This is a genomic window from Tsuneonella litorea, assembly GCF_025154015.1.
In the GTDB taxonomy this organism is placed as follows: Bacteria; Pseudomonadota; Alphaproteobacteria; order Sphingomonadales; family Sphingomonadaceae; genus Tsuneonella; species Tsuneonella litorea.
In genome coordinates this window covers 260,307-285,432 of sequence record NZ_JAOAMV010000003.1, presented here as the reverse complement: position 1 = coordinate 285,432, position 25,126 = coordinate 260,307, and the positions used below count along the sequence as shown (strand labels likewise).

Sequence of the window (25,126 nt, the reverse complement as noted above, 5' to 3'; positions counted from 1 at the left end):
GCGCGCGCGAGTTTGCGCGGCACCGAGCGGGGAACGCGATTTGCGCGATGTGCGTTGCAAGGACGGGAGCCGGTCGGTGCGATCGGCGGGCGTCTTACCCCCCTCCCGTTCCCGCCCGCGGCCGGCCGTCTCCTCGATCGGGGATACCTTGCCCGGCACAGTCGAGCCTTCCGGAGGATCGCTCTGCAGCCGCAGGGGCCATCGCAGGCCTGCTTGCAGCGCACCCTGATCGGATGACGAAGTTCCATCCGCCCGGCAATCGACGGGAAGGATGGTGGGCGCGACAGGGATTGAACCTGTGACCCCACCCGTGTGAAGGGTGTGCTCTACCGCTGAGCTACGCGCCCGTCCTTGGTCCCTTGCGGGCGGACAGCGGCGCGCCTTTGCCACCGCGCCGGGCGCTTGGCAAGCGCGTTGCCGCCTTCATTCGAAGAACCGGACAAGGCCGGCCAACCACCCTTGCGTCCGTCGCGGCGCCGCCTGGCGCTGGATCGGCGCGCATTCGAGGCAGTAGGCCTGCATCCCCTTGACCCCCAGCAGCCGCTCGAGATCGCTCGTCAGCTGGGCCACCATGGCATCCTGGCGAAGCGCGAACAGGCCCGCCAGGTCGTGACCCGACGAACGCCGGGCTTCGTCGCCCAGCAGCAGCTTGCGCAGAAGGGTGTCGCCCGTTCTTGAATCGTCGCCGAGGAACCGCGCGTGCCATTCGCCTTGTTCGAGCTTGGCCTGTGCGGCCACCCACGCAAGCGCGTCTTCGAGCCCGCCATACTGGTCGACGAGGCCGATCTGGCGCGCCGTGCCGCCATCCCACACCCGTCCCTGGCCGACCGCGTCGACCCGCGCCGGGGTCATCTTGCGCGACCGGGCGACGCGCTGGATGAAGTCGGCGTACCCGTTCTCGACGTACGACTGCATCACCGCATCCGCCTCGGGCGGCAAGCCGCCGATAAGGTCGGGCTGTCCCGACAGCGGCGTGGTCTTGACCCCATCGGCATTGACGCCCCAGTTCGCCGCCGCCCGCTCGAAGGTCGGGATGACCGCGAAGATGCCGATCGACCCGGTGATCGTCTCGGGCTCGGCGAAGATCCGGTCCGCCGGGGTGGAAACCCAGTAGCCGCCGCTGGCGGCAACGTTGGCCATCGATATCGCGACGGGAATCTTGCGCGCCTTGTGCCGCAGGATCGCGCGGCGGATCTCCTCGCTCGCGAGTACCGAACCGCCTGGCGAATCGACGCGGACCACCAGCCCTTTGAGGTTGTCCGACAGCGCCTTGTCGAGCACTTCGGCAATACGGTCCCCACCAGCCGTGCCCGGACCCGCCTCGCCGTCGACGATCTCGCCCGCGATGGTGACAACGCCGATGGCATCGCCGTCGTCGGGCAGCGGGTTGTCGGCGAGCCAGGGTTCGAGCTCGGTAAAGGCGAAGGCGCCGGGCTTGTCGTCCCAGCGGTCTTCGCCGGCGATCTCGGCAACGCGCCGGCCGAACGCCACCCGGTCGCCGAGGGTGTCGACGAGCCCCGCCGACTTCGCGGCCGTCGCCGCATCGCCCCCGGCGGCCGCGAGCCATTGCGCGGGCTGCTGGCTCGGCAGGGCGAGCTTGGCCTGCGGCCGGGCCTTCTGAACATGGGCCTGCCATTCGGACCACAGCGATCCGTAAAGCTGGGCGTAGTTCTCGCGCGCGGGATCGGACATCCCGTCGCGGATCCAGGGTTCGACCGCGCTCTTGTAGGTGCCGACCTTGTAGACCCGCGCGTTCACGTCGAGCTTTTCGAGCAGGCTGCCGTAATAGAGGCGATTGCCGCCGGGGCCGAGCACGACCGCGCCGCCAAGCGGATCGACCCAGACCTCGCTCGCGTGACTGGCGAGCATCAGCGAATCGTCGGTGTAGACGGTCGCCCAGCTGAGCACCGGCTTGCCCGCCGCGCGCACCCGGTCGAGCGCGGCGCCGATGTCCTGGAGGTGGACCTGTCCGCCGCCCATGAACCCGCCGAGGTCGAGCACGACCGCCTTGATCCGGTCGTCGGTCGCGGCCTCGTTGATGGCATGGACGAGTTGCTGGACATCGTATTCGCCGGTCGGCGCGGTGCCCGAAAGGATCACCGAAAGGGGATCGATGCGGCTCTTCTCCTCGACCACGACACCATCGAGCTTCAGCAGCAGCGCCCCATCGCGCACCGCCGCGGGACTGGGCCGCGCAGTGAGCAGCGCATAGAGCGCGAAGAAGAACAGCAGCATGAACACCAGGCTGAGGCCGTCCTTCACGGCGACGATCAGGTGCCAGACCTTGCGGGCGAACGACATTGGTTGGGTGATCCCCTCGAAGATTCCGTCGCCGCCGATCTAGGGATTGCGGGGCTGCAATGCCACCCGATTGCACTTGACCGGCATACGGGGTTCGACCAAGGGCATGGCTTCAATGACATCGGCGGAAAATCATGGAGCGGCCGGGCGCTATCCCACGGGCTCGCGTGCGTTCCCACATCGCGACCTGCTGGCGATCGGCCAGCTCGAACGGCACGAGATCCTGTTCCTGCTCGACGAGGCCGAACAGTGGGTCGAAATGAACCGGCGGGCCGCCAAGCACGTCGACCTGCTGGCCGGCCTGACCGTGATCAACGCCTTTTTCGAGAACTCGACGCGCACGTTGCTCAGCTTCGAGATCGCGGGAAAGCGGCTGGGTGCCGACGTCGTCAACATGCACGCCGCGCAAAGTTCGGTGAAGAAAGGCGAGACGCTGATCGACACCGCGATCACGCTCAATGCCATGCGGCCCGACGCGATCGTCATCCGTCACGGGTCGAGCGGGGCGACTGCGCTGATCGCCGACGAAGTCGATTGCCCGGTTCTGAATGCGGGCGACGGCCAGCACGAGCACCCGACCCAGGCGCTGCTCGATGCACTCGCCCTGCGCCATGCGCTGCGGGAACGGGGCCACGCGGCCGAGGACTTCACCGGCCTGACGGTGACCATCTGCGGCGACGTCCTCCACAGCCGGGTCGCCCGTTCGAACGTGCTTTGCCTCCAGGCCATGGGCGCCAGCGTCCGGGTCTGCTCGCCGCCCGCGCTCATGCCCAGCCACGTCGAGGCCATGGGCGCTGCCGCTTATACTGATTTCGACGAGGCGCTCGCGGGTGCTGACGTCGCGATGATGCTGCGCCTGCAGACCGAGCGAATGAGCGGGCAGTTCGTGCCGAGCCCGCGCGAATACCATCACCTGTACGGGCTTACCGCCGCGCGGCTGGCGAAGGCGGCGCCGGACGCGATCGTCATGCATCCGGGGCCGATGAACCGCGGGGTCGAGATCGACAGCGACGTTGCCGACATGCTCGACCGGTCGATCATAACCCGACAGGTCGAAATGGGCGTCGCGATCCGCATGGCCTGCCTCGATGTGCTGACCCGCCGTCGGCGCGGGGTCGAGGGTTGGGGGGAAAAGGCATGAACCCCGGGCCGGTCACCATCGTCGGCGGCAAGGTCGTCACCCCGGGGGGCGTCAGCGACGTCCCTGTGCGGCTGGCGGGCGGCGTGATCGCGGGGTTCGACGCGCCGCGCGACGGCGACGAGATCGTCGAGGCGAAGGGCCAGCTGGTCGCGCCGGGGCTTGTCGACCTGGGGGTCTTTGCCGTCGACAAGCCTGCTTTCCGCTTCGGCGGAATCACGCGAGCGGCGCTGATGCCCGACCAGAACCCGCCGCTCGATTACCCGGCACGGGTCAACTTCATCGCGAAAAGCGGCAAGCCCGACCTGTGGCTGCATCCGCTTGCCGCCGCGACGGTCGGCCTCGGCGGAGAGCAACTCTCCGAGATCGCGCTGATGAAGGACGCCGGTGCGCGCGGGATCGCGACCGGGCGGCGCTGGATCGCCGATTCCGGCGTGATGCTGCGCCTGATGCAGTACGCCGCGATGCTCGACCTCGTGGTCGTCAGCCACCCCGAGGATGCCGGTCTCGTCGGCAGCGCGGTTGCGACCGCCGGAGAAATGGCCACCCGCCTTGGCCTGCCGAGCGCGCCGGCCGAAGCGGAGGCGCTTGCCGCCGCGCGCGACATTGCGCTGGCCGAAATGAGCGGCGCCCGGCTCCACTTGCGCCAGGTCACCACCCGCGCCGCGCTCGACCTTGTGCGGGCGGCCAAGGCGCGAGGCGCGCGCGTGACCGCGGGGGTTACCCCGGCGCACTTCATGCTCTCGGATCTCGCGACGATGGATTTTCGCACCTTCGCGCGCCTGTCGCCCCCGTTACGCAGCGAGGACGACCGCCAGGCCGTGCGCGAGGCGATCGCGGACGGGACGATCGACGTGATCGCCAGCGGCCACGATCCGCGCGGCCCGGAAGACAAGCGGCTGCCGTTCGCCGATGCCGCGCCCGGAATGGCCGGGGCCGAGACACTGCTCGCGATGACGCTGACGCTGGTGCGCGACGGGCTGATCGACACGCCGCGCGCGTTCGACCTTCTGGCGCGCAATCCGGCGGGCCTGCTGGGGGTGAACGCCGGCGTCCTTGCCGAGGGCGCCGAAGCGGACATCGCGCTGATCGATCCGGACCGCCCGTGGATCGTCGATGCGACCCGGATGGAGGCGAGCGCGGGCAATACGCCGTTCGACCGGCAGCCGACGCAAGGCCGCGTCACGGCGCTCTTCAAGGGCGGTCTGGCTCTCTAGAACCTGCTCGCGGGGAACCCCGGCGCCGTTCGCGCGATACGTGTGCATGGGAAGCGCGATCGTGGACTGGCTGCCGCTGGATTCGATTCAGGCGATGCTCGCTGCGCCGTTCGGTGAAGTCTGGGTCGCGCTGGGCTTCTTTGCGCTCGCCGCATCGGTCTATGCCTCGGGCGTGCCCGGTACCTTGCTGCCTATCTCCTTCTCCTCGGGCGCGCTCCTCGGGGGCGCGCTGGGAATCCTGGCGGTGGGCCTGGGGGCGGTGATCGGTTCGCTCGTCCTCTACGGAGTGCTCGAACGCGGGTCGCGCACTGCCTTACGGACCAGGTACGGCCACCACCTCGCCAAGCTCGACGGATGGGCGCAGCGCGGCGGCATACTGCCGCTCGTGGCCTTGCGCCTCGCGGGTCTTCCGCACCTTGCGGTGACGGCCGCTTGCGCGCTCGCCGCGGTCGGTGCGCGGCGCTATGTCCTGGCGACCGCCGTCGGCGTGCTCCCCGCCGTCGCGCTTTCGTCGATCGCGGGCGCTATGCTTTGAATCGCCCTTTTCAGGAAGCACAATCGGAGTAGACACGGCGGGCGGGTTGCGCGTGCAGGGAGGAGGGCCTTGCAATGGCGTCTGTTGTCCCGTTGTCCGATCCCGCCGAAGTTTTGCGGTAGCGCCCGGCATACTCTATCGCTGATGCGAAAAAGGCCCCTCCCGCGTGCGGGAGAGGCCTTCCTCGATGGCTCGTGAAAAAAGGTTAGCGGCGGGCCATGCGCACACCGGCGTCGACCGCACCGGGCATCGGGGTGCCTTCGGCCCAGGCGTAGCAGCCCTGGCCCTGGCGCCTGGCGCTGGAGCAGAAAGAGCCCGCCTCGGCGCGGGCAAGCCCGCCTGCCGAAACCCGGTAGTAGGTCTTTCCGCGAACGACGGCCTTGGTGATCACCATTTCGAGCTCGGACAGCTGGGGAAACCGCTTGGCATAGATTCCCCATGCGCGCTCAGCGGCCGCTTCGGACGAGAACGAGCCGAGCTGGACCAGGTGGTTCCCCGCCGCAAGGGCGTGGGCGTCGGAGCTGGCGGATCGGCCCGCAACCGGCCTTGCCTTGGCGGCGCGCGGCGCGGTGCTCTGAACCACCGGTTTCGAGACGAACTCGACCGCGGCGGCCATCATCCGGGCCGGCGTTGCCGCAGTGGGCGCGGCGGGTACGAAGGCGTCCTCGAAATCATGCGCCTCATCGGCGCGCACCGCTGCCGCGGCGATTGCGGGTGCAGACCCGACGGGGGCGGGATCGTCGATGGGCAGCGGCGGAAGCTCGCCGACAGCGTTCGCGACGGCAACAGGCCTGGTTTCCACCGGCGCGGGCACCGCGAGCGCGGCCGCCTCGGCAACCAGTTGCTGGTGCGACGGCGTGTTGGCCAGCGCCAGCTGCGCCGGCTGCCCGCCGTCGGCCACGGCGCGCGTGCCGAGCAGCGACGCTACGCGCGCCTGCGTTTCCTCGGGTTGGGCCATCGCGGCCCATTGGGAGATCCGGGCGTCGAGCTGGTCGGCCGGGACGTCCTGAGCGGCCATGATCCGCGCGCCGGCCCAGTTGCCGTTCAGCGCGAGGGCATAGGCGAGGTTCTGGCGGGTCTTGGGCGTATTGTCGCCGCCCCGCACCGCGTTCGAGAGGATCTGCACGCCGCGCGCGGTATCTCCCGCGAGGGCGAAGGCGAGGCCGAGGTCGCCGGCCGGAATGTCGTCCTGCCAGTCATCGAGCACCTCGATCGCCGAGCCGCGGTCCCCGGTCGCTATCGCGGCCAGGGCAAAGCCCAGGGCTGTGCGCGGGCTCTCGTCGCCGAGCGCCATGGCGTCGTCGAAGCTGGTCCGCGCCGACAGGAAGCGGCCCGCCTCCATGTATGCCGCCCCAAGCGTGGTGCGGTATGACGCATTGCGCGGGTCGGCAAGAACGGCCGCCTCGGCGTGTGCCACGGCATCGGCCACGTTGCCCTTCTTGAGCGCGACATCGGCGCGGCTGGCGGAAATGTCGGCACGCGGTGCGGACTGCGTCGTGCAGCCTCCGAGCATCGCCGACGCGAGCGCGGTGCCCGCAGCCAGCGTCAGCATACGGTGGGTCCTGGCGGAGCGGCTCATGGTCATTTCCCCCTGTCGATCCGGTTGTTCAGCGCCGCTTGACCTGCGCGGCGAGCGCTTCGAGTTCGGGCATCTCGCCCAGCAAGGCGTCGAGCGCCTCGGTCACCAGCGCCTGCGCGCTGCAGTCGCGCACGGTGCAGGCCAGGCGCAGTTTGAGGTGGCGGTCGGTGTCGAGCCGCAGAGTAAATGCCGCACGATTGCCGCCGCGGACCGGCCTTTGCCGGGGCGCTGCGGCCTGGGCGGCCGGTTGCTGGCGGCTCGCGATCCGATCGGCAAAGGCATCGCGCTGGCGCAGGACCTCGGGTTCGCCGGCCGGTTCGCCCTGGGCGACTGATTCGGCAGCGCGGCCCGCCGGGCTCAACGAGACGACCTCGGCCGTTGCGGGCTGGTCGTCGTTCTCGCCCATGTCGTTCCAGCCGAGATCCTCGAGCTTTTCGGGGTCGGGTTGGGGGCCGGATGCAGCCATCGCCGCCAGTGCCGCGTGCTGCGGCCGCATGGCCGGCTTGGCGCCGCCCTTGCGGGCGAGGAGCGAAGGGCTCAGCGAGGCGAAGGAAGCTTCGGCCATGATGGTTCGGCCTTTCCGCCCTGGCGCTTACTGGGCCACGCGGCGACCGAAGCCGCCCTGCGGACGATAAGCGGCTCCCGGCGCCTGCTGATGCATCGCGTTCGGTGCGGCGAACACGGTGCGGCGGAAGTTCTTCTCGAGCCGGTCGGAAATGTAGTTCCACAACGCGGCCATCTCGGCGGCCGAGCGGCCTTCGGGATCGACTTCCATGACCGTGCGGCCGTCGATCATCGAGGCGGCGAAGTCGGTGCGGTGGTGAAGCGTGATCGGGGCGACGGTTCCGTGCTGGCTCAGCGCGACCGCCGCTTCCGAAGTGATCTTGGCCTTTGGAGTGGCCGCATTCACGACGAAGATCAGCGGCTTTCCAGCCCGCTCGCAAAGGTCGACCGTGGCGCCCACGGCCCGCAGGTCGTGCGGCGACGGACGGGTGGGAACCACGATCAGTTCCGCCACGCCGATGACCGACTGGATCGCCATGGTGATCGCCGGCGGCGTGTCGATGACGGCGAGCTTGAAGCCCTGCTGCCGCAGGACTTGAAGGTCGCTGGCAAGCCGCGCGACGGTGGTCTGGGCGAACGCCGGGTACTCGGCCTCCCGCTCGTTCCACCAGTCGGCGAGCGACCCTTGTGGGTCGATGTCGATCAGGACGACCGGACCCGCACCGGCGCGTTGCGCCTGCACCGCGAGGTGCCCGGACAGGGTGGTCTTTCCCGAACCGCCCTTCTGCGAAGCCAATGCCAATACCCGCAAGGCTGATCCCCCGTTAAATCCCATCGCGGAAAAAAGTGCACCCATGCACTCCGCGCCGAGACGAGATCGCAGCATTGCCCTAATATTGGGTTAAAGATTCGAAGGTCCCGGTGGCGTTCGGCGAACCCGAAAGGCGCGCAAAAAGAAACCCTTTGCTAACGGGCCGTTCACTATGTCAGTTTGCTCGGCACCCGCGACAGGGGTGCGCGGAACGTGGGATTGAGGACGCGATGCACCGTTGGAAGCCGGCTGTGGCACGCGCGACCGGGTTGGCCGGCATCGCCGCGCTCGCGCTGTCCGGCCCCGCGCACGCCGACGTCAAGGCCGGGGTCGATGCCTGGAGCGCGGGCGACTATGCCAGAGCGGTCGCCGAATGGCGCGGCCCGGCGGCCAGGGGCGATCCCGACGCGCTGTTCAACCTCGCGCAGGCATACCGGTTGGGCCGCGGGGTTGCCGAAGACCTGCGGCAGGCCGAAGACTTCTATGCGCGCGCAGCGGCGAGCGGCCATCTCAAGGCGGCGGACAATTACGGCTTGCTGCTGTTTCAGGACGGGCGCCGCCAGCAGGCGATGCCGTATGTCACCGCTGCGGCCGAACGCGGCGATCCGCGCGCGCAGTACCTGCTCGGCATCGCCCATTTCAATGGCGACCTCGTGCCCAAGGACTGGGTCCGCGCGTACGCGCTGCTGACCCTCGCCAACGCCGCCGGGTTGCCGCAGGCCGCCACGGCTATCGGGCAGATGGACGACTTCGTCCCGCTCGCCCAGCGTCAGGAGGCGCAGGAACTGGCCTCGACCTTGCGGGGCGAGGCTGACGCGCGCCGCGCCACGCAGATGGCATCCGCCGACCTGTCGGATGGCGCTCCGGCATTTCCTGCTCTGGCGCGGCCCGCGAGCGGCGCGGGAACGACTGCTCCGGCCGCCCCGTTTCGCGGTCCGCGCGTCCCGCAACCCGTGGCGCGGGTTGCCCTCCCGCCGTCGATTGGCGCAGCCGAGGCCGCGGTCGCCGAGGCCCTGCGCGCGACCGGCACGGACAGCCCGCGAGACGCAGGTGCGGACTTTGCGCGGCGTGACGCGACCAATGCCGCGCCGGACAATGAAGCCGGTAAGGAGACCCGGCCGGGCCGACATTCCGCCTCCACCGCGGCGGATGGCCCGTGGAAACTGCAGCTGGGCGCGTTTTCCGTCAAATCGAACGCCGACCGGGCATGGGCCCAGGTCGCCGGCAGCGCTGCACTTGCGGGCAAGGTGAAGCTGATCGATCCCTCGGGCAGGCTGACCCGGCTGCTCGCGGCCGGTTGGCCCGACCGGTCGGCGGCGCACTCGGCCTGCGCGGCCCTAAAGGCGGGCGGCCACGCCTGCATCGTGACCCGCTGAATCGTGGGCGGCGGGCACCCCACGAGCAAGCATTCCACCGTTGTAATGGCGAGGCCCGGCGCCGGCGCGGCGGTGCCGGTGATCGGCAGCGACCGGCTGATGAGCCTCGACTACACGCGGGGCATCGCCGTGATGGGGATCCTGTTCGCCAACATCATCGGCATGGGCCAGCCCTATTCCGCCTACGCGTGGCCGGGGGGCTTCCTGAGCCCGCACGACGGGCTGGCGGATGGCCTGTGGGTCGCCCAGTTCGTCCTGATCGACGGCAAGATGCGGGGCCTGTTCACGCTCCTCTTCGGGGCGGGACTGGTCCTTTTCACCGACCGTGCGCGCGCCAAGGGCGGGTGGGTCGCGCTTGCTCTGCTGCGATTGTTCTGGCTGCTCGTGTTCGGGTTGCTGCACTATTACCTGTTGTGGCGCGGGGACATCCTGACGCTCTACGCGCTGTGCGGGGCGATCGCGCTCGTGGCGGTGAACTGGTCATGGCCCCAGCAACTCGCCGCCGGGCTGGTCGCATATCTCGCCGGAGTGGTGTGGAACACGGTCCAGATCGCGCCGCTGTGGGCGGCCAACGAAACCGTGCGCGGGCAGCTGCCCGAATACGCGGGCGTTGCCGAGGCGACCGAGGCATTGATCGCGAGCGATCGCGCCGATGCCCTGCGCGAGGCGGCAATCGCGAAGAACGGCACCTGGCTGGACCATGTCGTGCACGTCGCCACGGTCCACCGCTGGGAGTGGGTCGACCAGTTCGTCTACTACGCGAGCGAGGCGTTGCCCCTGATGCTGATCGGCATGGCGCTGTACCGGATGGGCTTGTTCGACGGCCGGCTCGATCGCCGGACGCAGGCGCTGTGGGGATGGGCAGGGGTCTTCGTCGGCATCCTGCTCACGCTTCCGCTGGGCTTGTGGGTCTATTTCGGCGGGTTCACCTACACCGGCACGCTGCTCGCCCAGCTCGGCCCGATGGGGCTGACCCGCCTGCCGATGATCCTCGGCCTCGCGGCGCTGCTGGGCCTGTCGGGCAGCAACCCTGCCGGCTGGTTCTCGAGCCGCGTGATCGCCGCGGGCCGGGCCGCGTTCACCAACTACGTCGGCACATCGCTGGTCATGCTGCTGGTCTTCCAGGGCTGGGCGCTCGGCCTGTTCGGGGTCCTCTCGCGCGAGCAGCTCTATCTTATCGCGATCGCGGGCTGCATCCTCATGCTGCTGTGGTCCAAGCCCTGGCTGAGACGCTACCGCTTCGGCCCCCTCGAATGGCTGTGGCGCTGCCTCACATATCGTCGCCTGTTCGCCCTGCGAAGGTAGGGCTTGCAATTGCGAGTGGTTCTCATTAGCTCTTGATTCGATCAGGAGCCGAAACGCATGTACGTCTGCATCTGCAATGCCATCCGCGAAAGCGAACTGCGCCGCGCGGCCGTGCGCACGCCGGGCGACGCGGAAGCGGTTTACGCGAAGCTCGGCAAGCGCCCGAACTGCGGCACCTGCCTTGCCGATGCCGACGCGATCGTCTTCGAGGAGCGTGAACTGGCCTCGGTCCCCTTCGCAGCCTGAACATGCGAGGCAGTCGCAAAAATGGCGGAATTCCGCCATTTTTTCGGCCCGAGTGTTGCCTCGCGGCGTCTCGCGGCGCATAGTCTCCGCTTTCCTCAGGAGACCGTTCCATGAAGGGCGACTCGAAGGTCATCGACTTTCTCAACCAGGCGCTGACCAACGAACTGACGGCGATCAACCAGTACTGGCTGCACTATCGCGTGCTGCACCACTGGGGCATCCGCAAGCTCGCCGAGTACGAGCGCCACGAATCGATCGACGAGATGAAGCACGCTGACGTTCTGGCGGAGCGGGTGCTGTTCCTTGACGGGCTGCCCAACTTCCAGGCCATCCACAAGCTGAAGGTCGGCGAAAGCGTCGAGGAAATCCTCAAGTCCGACCTCGCGCTCGAGATGGAGGCGATCCCGCTTCTCAAGGACGCGATCGAGTACTGCGAAAGCGTGCGCGATTACGTCAGTCGCGAAATCTTCGAGCGCATCCTCGAAAGCGAGGAGGAGCACGTCGATTTCCTCGAAACCCAGTTCGACATGATCGAGCGGATGGGCCTGCAGAACTACATCCAGCTCCAGAGCGAACCGGCGGGCGAGGGCGGCGAGAGCTAGCCCTTGGCGTAGGGGTTCTTCGGCGCCTTCAGCACCACGCGCACGGGCACCGCGTCGAACCCCAGTTCCTTGCGGATGCCGTTCACCAGGTACCGCTCGTAGCTCTTGGGCAGCATGTCCAGCCGGGTACCGAAGACGACGAAGCGCGGCGGGCGTGTGCCCGCCTGGGTGATGTAGCGCAGCTTGATCCGCTTGCCCTTGGGGGCGGGCGGGGGATTGGCTTCGAGCGCATCGTCGAACCAGCGGTTGAGCGCGGCGGTCGGTACCCGCTTCGACCACGCCTCGCGAATCTCGAACGCGGCCTTGAGCATCTGGTCGAGCCCCTTGCCGGTCTTCGCCGACACCGCGAACAGCGGAAGCCCGCGCGCCTGCGCGAGCCCTTCGTCGAGCGCGCCCTTGATGCCGTTGAACAGTCGGCTGGCGTCGCCGACCTGCTCGGACCCGGCCATGTCCCACTTGTTGATCGCGATCATCAGCGCCCGGCCTTCCTCGAGCACCATGCTGGCGATCTTGAGATCCTGGTGCTCGAGCCCGCGGGTCGCGTCGAGCAGCAGCACGACGACTTCGGCGAAATCGATCGCGCGCTTGGCATCGGCGACCGAGAGCTTCTCGAGCTTTTCGACCACGTTCGACCGCTTGCGCATCCCCGCCGTGTCGATGAGGCGGATGTCGCGGACCGTGCCATCGGGATCAGTCCACTGCCAGTCGACCGCGATCGAATCGCGGGTGATCCCGGCTTCCGGCCCGGTCAGCAGCCGGTCTTCGCCGAGTAGGCGGTTGATCAGCGTCGACTTGCCCGCGTTGGGGCGCCCGACGATGGCGAGCTTGAGCGGGCCCGCCTCCTCGTCCTCATTCTCTTCGCCGTCGCGCTCGCCGCCCTCGGCTTTCTCGCCGATGATCGGCCACAGCGCGTCGAACAGGTCCGCGACGCCCTCGCCATGCTCCGCGGACAGCGCAACCGGTTCGCCGAAGCCCAGCGAGAACGCCTCGAGCAATCCCGCGTCGCCCGCCGACCCTTCCGCCTTGTTGGCGACCGCGACGACCGGGATTTCCTGCGTGCGCAGCCAGCGGGCGATTTCCTCGTCGAGCGGGGTCAGCCCGGCGCGCGCGTCGATCACGAACAGCGCCGCGTCGGCGCCCTCGACGCTGACCTCGGTCTGGCGCCGCATCCGGCCCGGAAGGGTCTCGGCGTCCTCGTCTTCCCACCCGGCGGTGTCGACCACGGTGAATTCGAGCCCGGCGATCGTCGCGTCGCCGAAACGGCGGTCGCGCGTCACCCCCGGCTGGTCGTCGACCAGCGCGAGCTTCTTGCCGACGAGCCGGTTGAACAGCGTCGACTTGCCGACATTGGGACGGCCGATGATGATGACGGTCGGTTTCACTGCGGGGCTTTCATCTCTGCCGCGCAGGTGGCCGCTGGCGCGCCGCTTGGCAAGCGCGGTCCGCGATTAGTTGAAATCGGTTAACCATGCGTCGCAAGGCGATCCTTACCGTGTGGTCCCATGTCTGCCCACCATGAGGGGAACACTGGGGATCGTCGTCGGGGCGCTCGCGCTCGCCGTTCCGGGCATCGCTTCGGCTGAAAGCGCCGACATGGCAAGCCCGGGCGGGGCCGCCGAACTGCCGGCCTATCTCCAATGCGTGCCCTATGCGCGCGAGCGCTCGGGCGTGCAGATTTTCGGCGACGCGCGCACGTGGTGGGACCAGGCCGAGGGCCGATACAAGCGCGGCAACCGGCCGAGGCCCGGCGCGGTCATGACGTTCCGGCCCTATGGCGCGATGACGCTAGGGCACGTCGCGGCGGTATCGAGAGTGATCGACAATCGCACCGTGCTGCTCGACCACGCCAACTGGTCGCCGATCGACGGTCGCCGCGGCCAGATCGAGCGCGGGGTCAAGGCGATCGACGTTTCGCCCGCCAACGACTGGAGCCAGGTCCGCGTGTGGTATGCGCCGCTGAACGACATCGGCACGACGGCGTGGCCCGTCGCCGGGTTCATCTACAACGAGCCCGACGGAGGCGCTCCGCTCGGCGGGGACCGGGTGCTCGTCAACGCAACCTATTCGCCCAGCGCGCCGGCGCAGCCGTCGAAAGCATTTTCCGATGCATTCGCGGGACTGGGCGAGCCGCGCACGGCGGCTCCGCGTCCCGTGCGCCAGGCAACGCCGCCGGCGATCCGGGACAGCCGCCCGCGCGTCGTCGCCGCCGCTTCGGTGAAGCCGCGCGACCCGATCGACGCCGCGATTGCCCGTTACGGCAGCTGATCAGTCCTTCTTCGCGACCGGCGGATCGTCGCCAAGGTCCTCGAACCACGCCTCGACCGGGCCGTTGAGCTTGAGCGTCAGCGGTTGCCCCTTGCGATCGACGGTCTTGCCCGCCTGCACCCGGATCCAGCCCTCCGAGATCGAGTATTCCTCGACATCGGTGCGCACGCGCTCCTTGAACCGGATGCCGATGCCGCGCTCGAGCGACTCCTGGTCGAAGTGCGGGCTGCGCGGGTTGACCGAGAGGCGGTCGGGCGGGGTCTGGGCTTTCTCGTCGCTCATGGGGCCGGGCCATTAGTCGTGCCGCGAGCCGCGGGCAAGCGGATCAATCGGGCGGCAGCTCCGCCTCGGGCGGAACGGCAGTGCCTTCGTCCTCGTCCTCCTCCACCCCGGCCTGCCTGCGCTCGATCTCGATCTCGCTCGGGCCGGTGTCGGCCAGCGGACCGTCGCCGGGCTCTTTTTCGGGCCGAGTGCGCGCGCCACTCATTTTCCGTCCGGAGCCGGGACTTCGGCCGGTCGCTGATTCGGATCCGCCACATCGGGTTGGGGCGGGGTGATCTCGTCGGGCTGCCGGACGGGTTCTTCGGCTGGCTGCGGCGAGGACGGTGTCTCCGGGGGTGCGGCCGGTTCGATCGTGTCGGGCTTTTCGGGCGGCTGGGTGGCCATCGTCGCGATCCTCTCGTTCCAATGCAGAACGGTCGGCACGCCAATGGCGTTCCCTTTGGCTGTTCCTTGGCTTGCCCTTTGCGCCCGCCCGCTGTAACGGCGCACCCCTGTTCGCGAGCGGGCCTGCCCGCCCGCGCGGCTTCGTTCGGGTTTGCGGGCGTGGCGGAATTGGTAGACGCGCTGGTTTTAGGTACCAGTATCGCAAGATGTGGGGGTTCGAGTCCCTTCGCCCGCACCAGCCGCCGCCCCGGTCTCGAGCGATCACGAGATTCTTGTTTTACAAAGGCTTTTGACCTCCCATGAAGATCGAAGAGACCACCAACGAGGGCCTGCACCGCGCCTACAAGCTGACGATCCCGGCCAAGGAGATCGATGCCGCGGTATCCGCAGAGATCAAGAAGATCGCGCCGCAGGTGCGCATGCCCGGCTTCCGCCCGGGCAAGGTGCCCGCCAACCTCGTCAGGAAGATGCATGGCGAGGCGATCCACGGCCAGGTCGTCAACGAGCAGATCACGAACGCGGTCGATTCGCTGATGAAGGACAAGAAGCTGCGCCCGGCGATGCAGCCGCGCGTCGAGTTCGGCCAGGGTTACGAGCAGGGCAAGGACGCGACGCTGACCGTCGATCTCGAAGTGCTGCCCGACATCGAGGCGCCTTCGACCGACGGTCTCAAGCTGGAAAAGCTGACCGTTCCGGTTAGCGACGCCGAAGTCGACGAGGCGGTGCAGAACATCGCCGGCCAGCAGAAAAGCTGGAAGGACGCCCCCAAGACCAAGAAGGCAGCAGACGGCGACCAGATCATCATCGACTTCACCGGTTCGATCGATGGCGTCGAATTCGAAGGCGGCAAGGCCGAGGAGACCCCGCTCCAGCTCGGTGCCGGTCGCTTCATTCCCGGCTTCGAGGAACAGCTCACCGGCGTGAAGGCCGGCGACGACAAGACGATCACCGTCACGTTCCCGAAGGATTACCCGGCCAAGGAACTGGCGGGCAAGGACGCGCAGTTCGCGATCCACGTGCACAAGGTCCAGGTCGAGGACGAAACGAAAGTCGACGAGGAGTTCGCCAAGAACCTCGGCCTCGAGAGCCTCGAACAGCTGCGCGGGTTGCTCAGGGGCCAGCTCGAGCAGGAGCTCGGCGGCCTCACCCGCACGGCGATGAAGCGCCAGCTGCTCGACGCGCTGGCTTCTGGCCACGACTTCCCCGTGCCGCAGGGCATGGTCGATGCCGAGTTCGAGCAGATCTGGGCGCAACTGCAGCAGGAAGCCGCGCAGGACGCGGATCCCGCCGCCGCGCTCAAGGAAATCGAGAGCGAGAAGGACGATTACCGCCAGATCGCCGAGCGCCGCGTGCGCCTTGGCCTGCTGCTGTCGGAAATCGGGCAGGCCAACGGCGTGCAGGTGACCCAGCAGGAAATGTCGATGCTGGTCCAGCAGGCGGCCCAGCAGTACCGCCCGGAAGACCGCGACCGGTTCATGGAGATCATCCGCACCAACGACATGGCCGCCGCTCAGCTGCGTGCCCCGCTTTACGAGGACAAGGTCGTCGATTTCCTGTTCGACAAGGCCGAAGTCACCGAGCGTGAGGTGACCCGCGAGGAACTCCAGGCCGCGATCGAGGCGGAGGAATCCGCTCCGGCTCCGGCCAAGAAAAAGGCCCCTGCCAAGAAGGCCGCGTCAAAGAAGGACGAGGCCAAGGCCGAACCGGCCCCGAAGAAGGCTGCCGCCAAGGCCGACGCAGGCGAGGCCAAGCCCGCCGCCAAGAAGGCGCCGGCGAAGAAGGCCCCCGCGAAGAAGGCAGAAGGCGACAAGCCCGCCGCCAAGAAGGCTCCGGCGAAGAAGGCGGCCGCCAAGAAGTAGGACCGTGAGCGGAACCGGCGCGGTCGTGCGCCGGTTACCGCATCATGCTCGAAGACTGGATTCGCGAGATCACGTCCGCCACCTCGCTGGTGGTGGAGGGGATGGCCGCGCTGATCGTGGCCTATGCCGTCGCCGAGGCCATCGTGCGGCTGGTCCTGTCGATCCCACAGCATAGTGGAAGCGTGGCCACGCGGGCCCACGACGCTAAGGAGAATATTCGCCTGCGGCTGGGTCGCTGGCTGGCCCTGGCGCTCGAACTCCTGCTGGGCGCCGACATCCTGCGCACGGCGGTCGCGCCGAGCTGGTCGGAAATCGGGCAGCTCGCCGCGATTGCCACGATCCGCACGGGCCTCAATTTCTTCCTCCAGCGCGAGATCGATGCGGCGCAGGCGCGGCGCGAGCGGGAAGCTGAGCGCGCCTAGAAGGTGCCTTTCACGCTCAGGCGGAATAGCGGCCCGATGAGCTGCGCGCGATCCTCGACGAACGCGACCGGCGCCAGGTTGCGCGGGCCTGCATAAACCGTCCGGTAGAGCCGGTGGCGCGCGTTGGCAAAGTTAATGGCCTGCAGGCGTACGGTCATTCCCAGCACGTCCTTGTGCTCGATGAAATAGGAATCGAACACCGGACCTTCCGAGTCACGCCCGACTTCGAACACGCGATAATAGGGTGCTCTCTTGGTGTTCTGGAAGCCGGCCCCCCACGCCCAGTCGGTACCGGGTACATCATGGCGCAAATCCACTTCGATATGCCGCTGGGTCAGGTTGCTGATCTGGCGCGTCTCCCCCGTCAGCGGGTCACGAATGGCGGACGTTTGCAGGATGAGGTTGCCATCGATCTTGGCGCCCTTGAAGCCGATCGGGTCGAGATTGACCGTGCTTGTCCATTCGAACCCGTAGCGGTGCGCCCTGGCGACATTCCCGCGGCCTTCGCCGCCGTCCGGCAGAGGGATGATGGTAATGAAATCCTCTAACCGGCGATCGAACAGCCGCAGGTTCGTGCTGCCCCATTTGCCGAGATCCTTCTTGATCGCGGCAATGAAGTTCCAGCTCTGCGTCGGGACCAGCTCGGCGTTGTTGGAATTCTGGTTCCCCTGATCGAGGAATGCGCGGGCGAGGAAATCGCCGAAGTCGAGCTGGCCGACAGTGCGCTCGATGTTGAGGGAGATGTCGAGCCCCTTCTGGGGCGCCCAGCCAAGGTTCAGGCTGCCCTTGGGACGCGTAAACGTGCGCGAAAGGGTGTTGGCTCCGCTCTGGCTGATGGTCGAATTTTCCGCACCCGCGGACAACTGCATTGTCAGCTTGCCGGTAATCGGGCGGCCATAGCTGAGGACGGCTTCGTAGCGATCCTCGCGCACGCCGCCATCCCCTCCCGGGAACGGGACCTCGACAAACGCGCCGGACGGCGCGAGATCGAACAGGCTAGCGTCCTTGTCGTAGCGGTTGAAAGCGGCCTCCGCTGCGATCTGCCAGTCTGCCTTGCCCCATTTCCAGCCGAATTCCGCCCGGCCGATGACTTCGCCGCTCTCGGAAACCTGGGCATAGCGGCCTCCGACCTGCGGTGACCCGTCGGCGACGGCCAGGACTGCGTCCTCCGAATACCGACCGCGGCGATAGCGATCGAGTCCGATGAGCTTGAGCCTGCCCCCGCCAAGGTCAAAGGCATAATCGCCGCCGATCTCATAGTCGTAGCCTCTTTCTCGTCCGTAGAGATCGCGATTGCGCGGGACGCCGGCGACCGGGAAACGATCCTCGTTCTCGTTAAACGTGCTGTATTCCCGGCGATACGAGCCGCTGAGATGGCCGATGTCGCCGCCGCGGTTCCATGTCAGGTTCGCGCTCGCCTTGGGCGCATCGTAGTCGGACCAGAACCGGCCGTCGCGCACCTCGCGCAACGTGCCGTCTCCGTTGAGGATGCGGTATTCCCCGCCAAACGCTCCGCGGCCTTCCTCGTTCGCCAGCGCCACCGTGTATTCGAGCGCACCGGTGCTTCCTTTGAGCGAAATGTCGCCGCTGAGAAAGCCGGGATGCGAGAAGTGAGGGCGGACCTCGCCGCGCCAGTTATACTGGCCCGAAAGTCCGCCCGAACGGGTGACGATGTCGGCCACCTGGCCCGACAGGCCGGGGATCGTCAGCGATGCACCGTCGACGATGTCGATCCGCACCACGCTGGTTGCGGGGATCCGCGCAAGCTGATCGAACAGGCTGTCCGACTTGGAGGCCAACCGCTGGCCGTTGACCAGCACGTTCGTGTTGGCCTGACCGAGACCGCGTCCCGGTTCGCGCTCGGCCTTGATCTGAAAGCCCGGGACGTTGCGCAGCATATCAAGCGCGCTCTTCGGCGAATAACGCGCGAAATCGGCCGCGGTGTAACTCTCGCGACCATCGACCGCGGCCGGCGCGACGGTTTGCGGGGGTGGCGGCGCGTCTGCGACGGGGACATCCTCGGCGATCGCGGGCGCGGCGGCGCCGGCCAGCAGGATCGCCACAAATCGAGCGACGGCGGGGGAGTGCGACACACTGAAATCCTTGTTACCCGGACGGGTGTGTTGCGCGGCTGATACGCCGTGTCGCGGCGAGCTCGACGAACGACCATCGCGCGCCGATCAAAAACGCCCGTAATCGCGAGAGCTGGGCAGAGCGCGGGTTAATGCCCTTGAACATCCCTCGCGCACTCGCGACATAGGCGGCCGACGAGAGACGAAAGGACGAGTTTTCATGATCGACGTTTTCGGTGGATCGCACGAGGTCTACGGAAGCCAGGGCCGCTTCACTCGCGATCCGGTGACCGGGGCGCTGGTGCCGGTGGTGGTCGAGCAGACCAGCCGCGGCGAGCGTAGCTTCGACATCTTCAGCCGCCTTTTGCGCGAGCGGATCGTGTTCGTCACCGACCAGATCGAGGACAACATGGCCTCGCTGATCGTCGCCCAGCTGCTGTTTCTCGAGAGCGAGAATCCCTCCAAGCCGATCAGCATGTACATCAACTCCCCCGGCGGGGTGGTGACGGCGGGCATGGCGATCCACGACACCATGCAGTACATCAAGCCGCGCGTTTCGACCGTCTGCGTCGGCCAGGCGGCTTCGATGGGCAGCTTCCTGCTGGCGGCGGGCGAGCCGGGGATGCGCATCGCGCTCCCCAATGCGCGGATCATGGTCCACCAACCGTCGGGCGGCGCGCGCGGCATGGCGTCCGACATCGAGATCCAGGCGCGCGAGATCCTGCGGATGCGCACGCGCATGAACGACCTCTATGCCAAGTACACCGGCAAGGCCCTGAGCGAGATCGAGAAGGCGATGGACCGCGACACCTTCCTCGAGGCGGACGAGGCGATGGCGTTCGGCATCGTCGACAAGGTGTTCGAAACCCGCCCCGAGGGGGATTCCCCCGAAGCGGACGGCTCGGGCGGGGCGCCGGAGTAACCAGCAGGGTGCCGGGCGACCCATGGCGGGACGCCGGGCGTAGCATTTCGGCAACCCTGCCGCTTCAGCTTGCCGCAAGGGCATTGCTGCTAGGCGCTATGAGTTGATTATCGAAAATCCGGCCTTAGGGTCGGCGAATCCCCCGGCTCCCCGAGCGGGACCGGGGCTTCGAAAGCCAGGATATGACAAAGTTGAGCGGAACCGACAGCAAGAGCACCCTGTACTGCAGCTTCTGCGGCAAGTCGCAGCACGAGGTGCGCAAGCTTATCGCAGGGCCGACCGTGTTCATCTGCGATGAATGCGTCGAGCTGTGCAACGACATCATCCGGGAAGAGACCAAGGCCGGAATCGCCGGGCGCAAGGAAGGCGACGTACCCACGCCGCTCGACATCTTCACCACGCTCAACGACTACGTAATCGGGCAGGATCGCGCCAAGCGCGTGCTCTCGGTCGCGGTGCACAACCACTACAAGCGGCTCAAGCACTCGGGCAAGTCGGGCGAGGTCGAGCTTGCGAAGTCGAACATCCTGCTCGTCGGCCCCACGGGTTCGGGCAAGACCCTTCTCGCGCAGACGCTGGCGCGGACGTTCGACGTTCCGTTCACCATGGCCGACGCGACCACGCTGACCGAAGCCGGCTACGTCGGCGAGGACGTCGAGAACATCATCCTCAAGCTGCTGCAGGCGAGCGACTACAACGTCGAGAAGGCGCAGCACGGCATCGTCTACATCGACGAGATCGACAAGATCACCCGCAAGGCGGAAAATCCCTCGATCACCCGCGACGTATCGGGCGAGGGCGTGCAGCAGGCGCTCCTCAAGCTGATGGAGGGCACCACCGCCTCGGTCCCGCCGCAGGGCGGGCGCAAGCATCCGCAGCAGGAATTCCTCCAGGTCGACACGACCAACATCCTGTTCATCTGCGGCGGCGCGTTCGCGGGGCTGGAAAAGATCATCGCCGATCGCCTGCAGAAGCGTTCGATCGGCTTCGGCGCGCACGTCGCCGATCCCGACAAGCGCCGCGTGGGCGAGCTGCTTCAGAAGTGCGAGCCGGAGGACCTGCTCAAGTTCGGGCTGATCCCCGAGTTCGTCGGCCGCCTGCCGGTGATCGCCACCCTCAACGACCTCGACGTCGATGCGCTGGTGATGATCCTGACCGAGCCGAAGAACGCACTGGTCAAGCAGTACTGCAAGCTGTTCGAACTCGAGGACGTCGAGCTGACGTTCACCGAGGACGCGCTGAAGGCGGTCGCCGAGAAGGCGATCCAGCGCAAGACCGGCGCGCGGGGCCTGCGCTCGATCGTCGAGGGCATCCTGCTCGACACCATGTTCGACCTGCCCGACATGGACGGGGTGACCGAGATCGTCGTCGACAAGGACGTGGTCGAGGGCCGCAAGGACCCGGTTCGCGTGATGGACGGCAAGAAGGGCAAGGAAGAGGCGGCCTGACCCGCTGATCCGGCCACCGATCGCCGTTCCTGGCAAGGAAGGACGGAATGCGAAGGACCCCGCACACAGGTGCGGGGTCTATTCGTTTTGGGCGCCGGAATCCCGGGCGAATCGCGCTTCCAGGCGAACAGCGAGCGGCTCGAAAAAAAAGGCCCCGTCCGGCGCTGGGAAGGAATGGCCGGACGGGGCTGGGAGTGGGCGCCGCCCCGGCCAGGGACGGCGCCAGGGAACCCGGTCAGGCGGGGAGGAAGACCCCGTCGGTCACGTGGATGACACCGTTGGTCGCCTTCACGTCGGCCATGGATACGCGCGACGTGCGACCGGCCGCGTCGGTGATCGTCACCGTTTCGCCGTCGAGGCGAGCGGTCAGCTTTTCGCCCGCGACCGTATCGAACGCATAGGAACCGCCGTTCTTGCGGATCGCCTGGACCAGCTGTGTGGCGGGTACGCGGCCAGCGACCACGTGGTAGGTCAGGACCTTGGTCAGCGTGCCCTTCTGGGCGGGCTGCAGCAGGGTGTCGACGGTGCCATCGGGAAGCGCCGCAAACGCAGAATCGACCGGCGCGAAGACCGTGAACGGCCCAGGGCCGGAGAGGGTGTCGACAAGGTCGGCGGCCTTGACCGCCGCGACCAGCGTCGAATGCATGCCCGTGCCCATCGCGGTCCCGACGATGGTCTTCTGTGACTTTTCGGCGCCGTGGCCCGCATGGCTGGAATGGTTGTGGGCCGCCGCTGGCGCGCCGGCAGCGAGGGCGAAGGCGCCCATGGTTGCCATGGCGGCGAACGAGGCGGCTTTCAACTTGGGGGAAATCATGATGCGTAAGCTCCTTTGGTTGGCAAGCCCCGTCCAGCTTGCGGGAGGAGTTACGCAGCCCGATGCGCCCCGGATGCACCGCGAGCCAATTTTTTTTCGAGTGGGATCAGACCCTGTCGAAACTGCCTTCGGCAACGACGGGGCCGGCGTCGGCCGCGGGCGGCTTGCCGCCGAGTGGCTCGCGCGTGAGGACCATCGCGCTGCCGTCGTGGATGAGCGCGGCGGTGGCCGGGTCGAGCGAAACCCGCCGCTCGCGGCCCGGCTGGACCACGCCGAGCGAGCGCAGCGCGCCCCCGCCGTCAGGCACCAGCCACAGCTCGTGATCGTGAACCCCGTCGCTTGCCAGGCCGCTGGCCGAAACCAGCAGTTCCTTCCGGTCGGGCAGATAGGTGACACCAAGGCGCAGCGCCGAATCGCCGATCGGGATCGAAGCGACGAGAGGTGCCGATGCGGCCCGGACAGGGACATCTGCCGGGGTGCGGTTCTGCGGGGTCAGGACCAGGGCGGCGAGTGCCGCGCTGGCCGCGATCGCGCCGGCCGCCGCGCCGCGCTGCCAGAACCGTACCCGTTGACGCAGCCTGACCACTTCGGCGCCTCCGTCAGGAGTGTCCGCCATCGCCGCCGAGATCCGGGCGAGCAGGTATTCGGGCGGAACGACGGCCGGGATCGTGTCGAGCAGAGGCGCAAGACGCGCTTCCCACCAATCGACCGCCTTTGCGAACGCCGGATCGCTCGCGCGCCGGCCGCGCGCGTCGAGCAGGTCCTGGCCTTCGAGCAGGCCGATCGCGAATTCGGCGGCAAGGCGGTCGTCAGGCGTCACTCGCCCGCCTCCAGGCACGTCTTCAGGCGGGCGAGGCCCCGCCGTATGCGGCTTTTCATCGTGCCCAGCGGTATTCCTGCCCGCTGGGCGAGGTCGGCATAGGTGAAGCCGCCGAAGAAAGCCTCCTTGATGCCCGATCGCTGTGCGGATTCGAGCGTTTCGAGACAATGGTGGATGCGTGCTTGGCCTTCGTCCTCGATCAGGCTGTCTTCGGCCGAGGGAGTCTCGTCGGCGACCTCGCGTGCAGCTTCCACCGGAACCGCTGGCCCGAGGGTGCGCTTGCGGCGCAGACGGTCGATCGCCCGGTTCCGGGCGAGGACGGCAATCCAGGTAATCGGGCTTGCCCGCGCCGGATCGAACCGGTCGGCGCGGCGCCACAGCGTCAGGTAAACCTCCTGCAAGGTGTCTTCGGCCTCCTTTCGGTCACCCAAGATACGCAGGCAGATGCCGAAAAGCTTCGCCGAGGTTGCCCGGTAGACCTGCTCGAGCGCAGCCTTGTCGCCCGCGCCGAGGCGGACGAGGGCAGCCGCGAGCCGGGCGCGCGCCTGCTCGGCGCTCATCTAGGCACCCGCCGGCGTGCGAGGCGCGCTCTCGACTGGCGTGCCGGTGCGGTACTAGTCATGCGCGTGCCGCATCCCGCAAGCGCCGGTTTCCACCTGGACCGTCACGTGGCCGATGTGGAAGCGGTGCTCCAGCGCCTCGCCCAGGTCGCGCAGGAAGGCGTCTCCGGGGTGCCCGCCCGGCATGACCAGGTGCGCGGTCAGCGCAGCCTCGGTCGTGCTCATCGGCCAGATGTGCAGATCATGCACTGCCGCCACGCCCGGAAGCCCGGCCAGGTGCGCTCGAACGCCCTGCTCGTCGATGTGGTCCGGTACCGCGTTGAGGCCAAGCTTCACGCTATCCTTGAGCAGGCCCCAGGTGCCCCAGGCGATCACCAGAACGATGAGCAGGCTCGTCGCGGGGTCTATCCACCGCGCACCGGTCCACAGGATCAGGGCGCCAGCGACCACGACACCCAGGCTGACCAGCGCATCGGCGGCCATATGCAGGAAGGCGCCGCGAATGTTGATGTCGTGCTTGCGGCCCCGCGCGAACAGCATGGCGGTGCCCGCGTTGATGACGATGCCGATCCCCGCAACGATCATCATCGTCCGCCCTTCCACGGCGGGCGGTTCGCCGAGCCGGTTGATCGTCTCGAACGCGATACCGCCGATCGCCACCAGCAGCAGCGCGGCGTTGGCCAGTGCGGCGAGTATCGTCGAGCTCTTGAAGCCATAGGTGAACCGGCCATCGGGTGGCCGTTTGGCCAGGACGCTCGCGCCCCACGCGAGCGCCAGGCTGAGCACGTCGCTGAGATTGTGTCCGGCATCCGCGATGAGTGCCATCGAGCCGGAGATGAAGCCGTAGACCGCCTCGACCGCGACGAAGGCGAGGTTGAGTACCACCCCCCAGCCGAATGCGGCGCCGAAATCGCGTTGCTGCCTGCCGTGCGAATGATCGTGTGAATGCCCCGCGCCCATCGATCTACTCGTAGACGCAGGAATCGAGGCCGTCACGCCGGACGATGCCGATGCGCGCGGCGATGGTGTTGCCGTAGCGCCGGGTGAAACCGGTTGGATTGACCACCGAACGCTTCTTGGGCAGCGGCAGCGCCGCCGCCATGCGCGCCGCTTCGGTCCGCGAAAGGCGCGCCGCCGAATGCCCGAAATATCGCTGCGCGCCGGCTTCGGCGCCGTACGTGCCGATGCCTGTCTCGGCGACGTTGAGATAGACCTCCATGATCCGACGCTTCCCCCACAGGTGTTCGATGAGGAAGGTGAACCAGGCCTCGAAACCCTTCCGCAGGTAACCGCCGCCTTGCCACAGGAACACGTTCTTCGCGGTCTGCTGGCTGATCGTGGAACCGCCCCTGATCCGCCCGCCTCGCGCGTTGCGTTCGATGGCCTGTTCGATCGCCTCGCGGTCGAACCCGTCGTGGCTGCAGAACTTGCCGTCCTCGGCCGCGATGACTGCCAAGACGAGGTTGCGGTCGATGTTCGCCAGCGATTCCCAGTCCCTGGTGATCCCGTTGCCGTCCATCAGCATCGTCGCCGTGACCGGAACGGGCACGAACCGAAACAGCAGCACGAGCGCTAGGCTGAGCGCCACGAACCCAACGAACAGCTTGGCGATGAGCTTCGCGAACCACAGCATCGCCGACGATTGCTAGGGGTATAGACAAGGC

Annotated in this window: 26 protein-coding genes and 2 tRNA genes; 13 read left to right on the top strand and 15 right to left on the bottom strand. The window is 67.7% G+C overall.

Annotation, left to right across the window (positions count from 1 at the left end; genetic code table 11):
* Positions 1–272: 272 nt before the first annotated feature.
* Positions 273–347, bottom strand: a tRNA-Val gene (locus N0B51_RS07950).
* Between the two features lie 76 nt (positions 348–423).
* Positions 424–2,301 (bottom strand): signal peptide peptidase SppA, encoded by a 1,878-nt coding sequence (gene sppA, locus N0B51_RS07945; protein ID WP_259961771.1) that lies wholly within the window; start codon positions 2,299–2,301, stop codon positions 424–426.
* Between the two features lie 106 nt (positions 2,302–2,407).
* Between sppA and N0B51_RS07940 the strand changes: the two genes are divergently transcribed.
* The 3 genes from N0B51_RS07940 to N0B51_RS07930 are packed head-to-tail and all read left to right on the top strand — an operon-like array spanning position 2,408 to position 5,191.
* A complete protein-coding gene (locus N0B51_RS07940) occupies positions 2,408–3,442 on the top strand; it encodes an aspartate carbamoyltransferase catalytic subunit (protein ID WP_375545942.1) in 1,035 nt (344 codons plus the stop codon).
* Entirely contained in the window at positions 3,439–4,656 is a 1,218-nt protein-coding gene (locus tag N0B51_RS07935; protein ID WP_259961770.1) for a dihydroorotase, read from the top strand. Before N0B51_RS07940 ends, N0B51_RS07935 begins: the two co-directional genes overlap by 4 nt.
* Positions 4,657–4,702: 46 nt before the next feature.
* Positions 4,703–5,191 carry a VTT domain-containing protein gene (locus N0B51_RS07930; protein ID WP_259961769.1) on the top strand — a complete coding sequence of 163 codons (489 nt, stop codon included), beginning with the start codon at positions 4,703–4,705 and terminating at the stop codon, positions 5,189–5,191.
* A 205-nt stretch (positions 5,192–5,396) separates the two neighbouring features.
* On the opposite strand, the gene N0B51_RS07925 is transcribed toward N0B51_RS07930, so the two are convergent.
* From N0B51_RS07925 to N0B51_RS07915, 3 genes are read right to left on the bottom strand one after another with little or no spacing between them, the layout of a single operon-like run.
* On the bottom strand, positions 5,397–6,770 hold the full coding sequence (locus N0B51_RS07925) for an SPOR domain-containing protein (RefSeq protein WP_259961768.1): 1,374 nt from the start codon (positions 6,768–6,770) through the stop codon (positions 5,397–5,399).
* Positions 6,771–6,798: 28 nt separating this feature from the next.
* Positions 6,799–7,335, bottom strand: coding sequence for a hypothetical protein (locus N0B51_RS07920; RefSeq protein ID WP_259961767.1), 537 nt, complete (start codon positions 7,333–7,335; stop codon positions 6,799–6,801).
* Between the two features lie 27 nt (positions 7,336–7,362).
* Positions 7,363–8,085, bottom strand: coding sequence for an AAA family ATPase (locus N0B51_RS07915; RefSeq protein WP_259961861.1), 723 nt, complete (start codon positions 8,083–8,085; stop codon positions 7,363–7,365).
* A 230-nt stretch (positions 8,086–8,315) separates the two neighbouring features.
* Here N0B51_RS07915 and N0B51_RS07910 point away from each other — a divergent pair, with 230 nt between their 5' ends.
* From N0B51_RS07910 to bfr, 4 genes are all read left to right on the top strand, one after another.
* On the top strand, positions 8,316–9,461 hold the full coding sequence (locus N0B51_RS07910; protein ID WP_259961766.1) for an SPOR domain-containing protein: 1,146 nt from the start codon (positions 8,316–8,318) through the stop codon (positions 9,459–9,461).
* Between the two features lie 45 nt (positions 9,462–9,506).
* Positions 9,507–10,766, top strand: coding sequence for a DUF418 domain-containing protein (locus tag N0B51_RS07905; RefSeq protein WP_259961765.1), 1,260 nt, complete (start codon positions 9,507–9,509; stop codon positions 10,764–10,766).
* Between the two features lie 57 nt (positions 10,767–10,823).
* Complete coding sequence (locus tag N0B51_RS07900; protein WP_259961764.1) at positions 10,824–11,012, top strand: (2Fe-2S)-binding protein; 189 nt, start codon at positions 10,824–10,826, stop codon at positions 11,010–11,012.
* A 110-nt stretch (positions 11,013–11,122) separates the two neighbouring features.
* A complete protein-coding gene (gene bfr, locus N0B51_RS07895) occupies positions 11,123–11,614 on the top strand; it encodes a bacterioferritin (protein ID WP_259961763.1) in 492 nt (163 codons plus the stop codon).
* Here bfr and der read toward each other — a convergent pair.
* Positions 11,611–12,996 carry a ribosome biogenesis GTPase Der gene (gene der, locus N0B51_RS07890; RefSeq protein ID WP_259961762.1) on the bottom strand — a complete coding sequence of 462 codons (1,386 nt, stop codon included), beginning with the start codon at positions 12,994–12,996 and terminating at the stop codon, positions 11,611–11,613. The genes bfr and der overlap by 4 nt on opposite strands.
* Positions 12,997–13,129: 133 nt before the next feature.
* Between der and N0B51_RS07885 the strand changes: the two genes are divergently transcribed.
* Positions 13,130–13,879 (top strand): CHAP domain-containing protein, encoded by a 750-nt coding sequence (locus N0B51_RS07885; protein ID WP_375545941.1) that lies wholly within the window; start codon positions 13,130–13,132, stop codon positions 13,877–13,879.
* On the opposite strand, the gene N0B51_RS07880 is transcribed toward N0B51_RS07885, so the two are convergent.
* From N0B51_RS07880 to N0B51_RS07870, 3 genes are read right to left on the bottom strand one after another with little or no spacing between them, the layout of a single operon-like run.
* Positions 13,880–14,161: a DUF3297 family protein gene (locus N0B51_RS07880; protein WP_259961761.1), complete on the bottom strand. Its 282-nt coding sequence runs from the start codon at positions 14,159–14,161 to the stop codon at positions 13,880–13,882. It lies immediately after the preceding gene.
* Between the two features lie 43 nt (positions 14,162–14,204).
* Positions 14,205–14,366 carry a hypothetical protein gene (locus tag N0B51_RS07875; RefSeq protein ID WP_259961760.1) on the bottom strand — a complete coding sequence of 54 codons (162 nt, stop codon included), beginning with the start codon at positions 14,364–14,366 and terminating at the stop codon, positions 14,205–14,207.
* A complete protein-coding gene (locus N0B51_RS07870) occupies positions 14,363–14,545 on the bottom strand; it encodes a hypothetical protein (RefSeq protein WP_259961759.1) in 183 nt (60 codons plus the stop codon). Before N0B51_RS07870 ends, N0B51_RS07875 begins: the two co-directional genes overlap by 4 nt.
* 153 nt (positions 14,546–14,698) lie before the next feature.
* Between N0B51_RS07870 and N0B51_RS07865 the strand changes: the two genes are divergently transcribed.
* The 3 genes from N0B51_RS07865 to N0B51_RS07855 all read left to right on the top strand — a co-directional run bounded on the left by N0B51_RS07865 (position 14,699) and on the right by N0B51_RS07855 (position 16,826).
* A tRNA-Leu gene (locus N0B51_RS07865) sits at positions 14,699–14,783 on the top strand.
* A 61-nt stretch (positions 14,784–14,844) separates the two neighbouring features.
* Complete coding sequence (gene tig / locus N0B51_RS07860; protein WP_259961758.1) at positions 14,845–16,404, top strand: trigger factor; 1,560 nt, start codon at positions 14,845–14,847, stop codon at positions 16,402–16,404.
* 44 nt (positions 16,405–16,448) lie between these two features.
* A complete protein-coding gene (locus tag N0B51_RS07855) occupies positions 16,449–16,826 on the top strand; it encodes a DUF1622 domain-containing protein (protein ID WP_259961757.1) in 378 nt (125 codons plus the stop codon).
* On the opposite strand, the gene N0B51_RS07850 is transcribed toward N0B51_RS07855, so the two are convergent.
* Positions 16,823–18,919, bottom strand: a complete 2,097-nt coding sequence (locus N0B51_RS07850) for a TonB-dependent receptor plug domain-containing protein (protein ID WP_259961756.1) — start codon at positions 18,917–18,919, stop codon at positions 16,823–16,825. The genes N0B51_RS07855 and N0B51_RS07850 overlap by 4 nt on opposite strands.
* Positions 18,920–19,118: 199 nt before the next feature.
* Between N0B51_RS07850 and N0B51_RS07845 the strand changes: the two genes are divergently transcribed.
* Positions 19,119–19,820, top strand: a complete 702-nt coding sequence (locus tag N0B51_RS07845) for an ATP-dependent Clp protease proteolytic subunit (RefSeq protein WP_259961755.1) — start codon at positions 19,119–19,121, stop codon at positions 19,818–19,820.
* A gap of 182 nt (positions 19,821–20,002) precedes the next feature.
* Positions 20,003–21,268, top strand: coding sequence for an ATP-dependent Clp protease ATP-binding subunit ClpX (gene clpX / locus N0B51_RS07840; RefSeq protein WP_259961754.1), 1,266 nt, complete (start codon positions 20,003–20,005; stop codon positions 21,266–21,268).
* A 235-nt stretch (positions 21,269–21,503) separates the two neighbouring features.
* On the opposite strand, the gene N0B51_RS07835 is transcribed toward clpX, so the two are convergent.
* The 5 genes from N0B51_RS07835 to mtgA all read right to left on the bottom strand — a co-directional run bounded on the left by N0B51_RS07835 (position 21,504) and on the right by mtgA (position 25,095).
* Complete coding sequence (locus N0B51_RS07835; RefSeq protein WP_259961753.1) at positions 21,504–22,082, bottom strand: fasciclin domain-containing protein; 579 nt, start codon at positions 22,080–22,082, stop codon at positions 21,504–21,506.
* Positions 22,083–22,188: 106 nt separating this feature from the next.
* Positions 22,189–22,902, bottom strand: coding sequence for an anti-sigma factor (locus tag N0B51_RS07830; RefSeq protein ID WP_259961752.1), 714 nt, complete (start codon positions 22,900–22,902; stop codon positions 22,189–22,191).
* Positions 22,899–23,462, bottom strand: a complete 564-nt coding sequence (locus N0B51_RS07825) for a sigma-70 family RNA polymerase sigma factor (RefSeq protein WP_259961751.1) — start codon at positions 23,460–23,462, stop codon at positions 22,899–22,901. Before N0B51_RS07825 ends, N0B51_RS07830 begins: the two co-directional genes overlap by 4 nt.
* Positions 23,463–23,516: 54 nt before the next feature.
* A complete protein-coding gene (locus tag N0B51_RS07820; protein WP_259961750.1) occupies positions 23,517–24,422 on the bottom strand; it encodes a cation diffusion facilitator family transporter in 906 nt (301 codons plus the stop codon).
* A gap of 4 nt (positions 24,423–24,426) precedes the next feature.
* Positions 24,427–25,095, bottom strand: a complete 669-nt coding sequence (mtgA, locus tag N0B51_RS07815; RefSeq protein WP_259961749.1) for a monofunctional biosynthetic peptidoglycan transglycosylase — start codon at positions 25,093–25,095, stop codon at positions 24,427–24,429.
* Positions 25,096–25,126 lie beyond the last annotated feature (31 nt).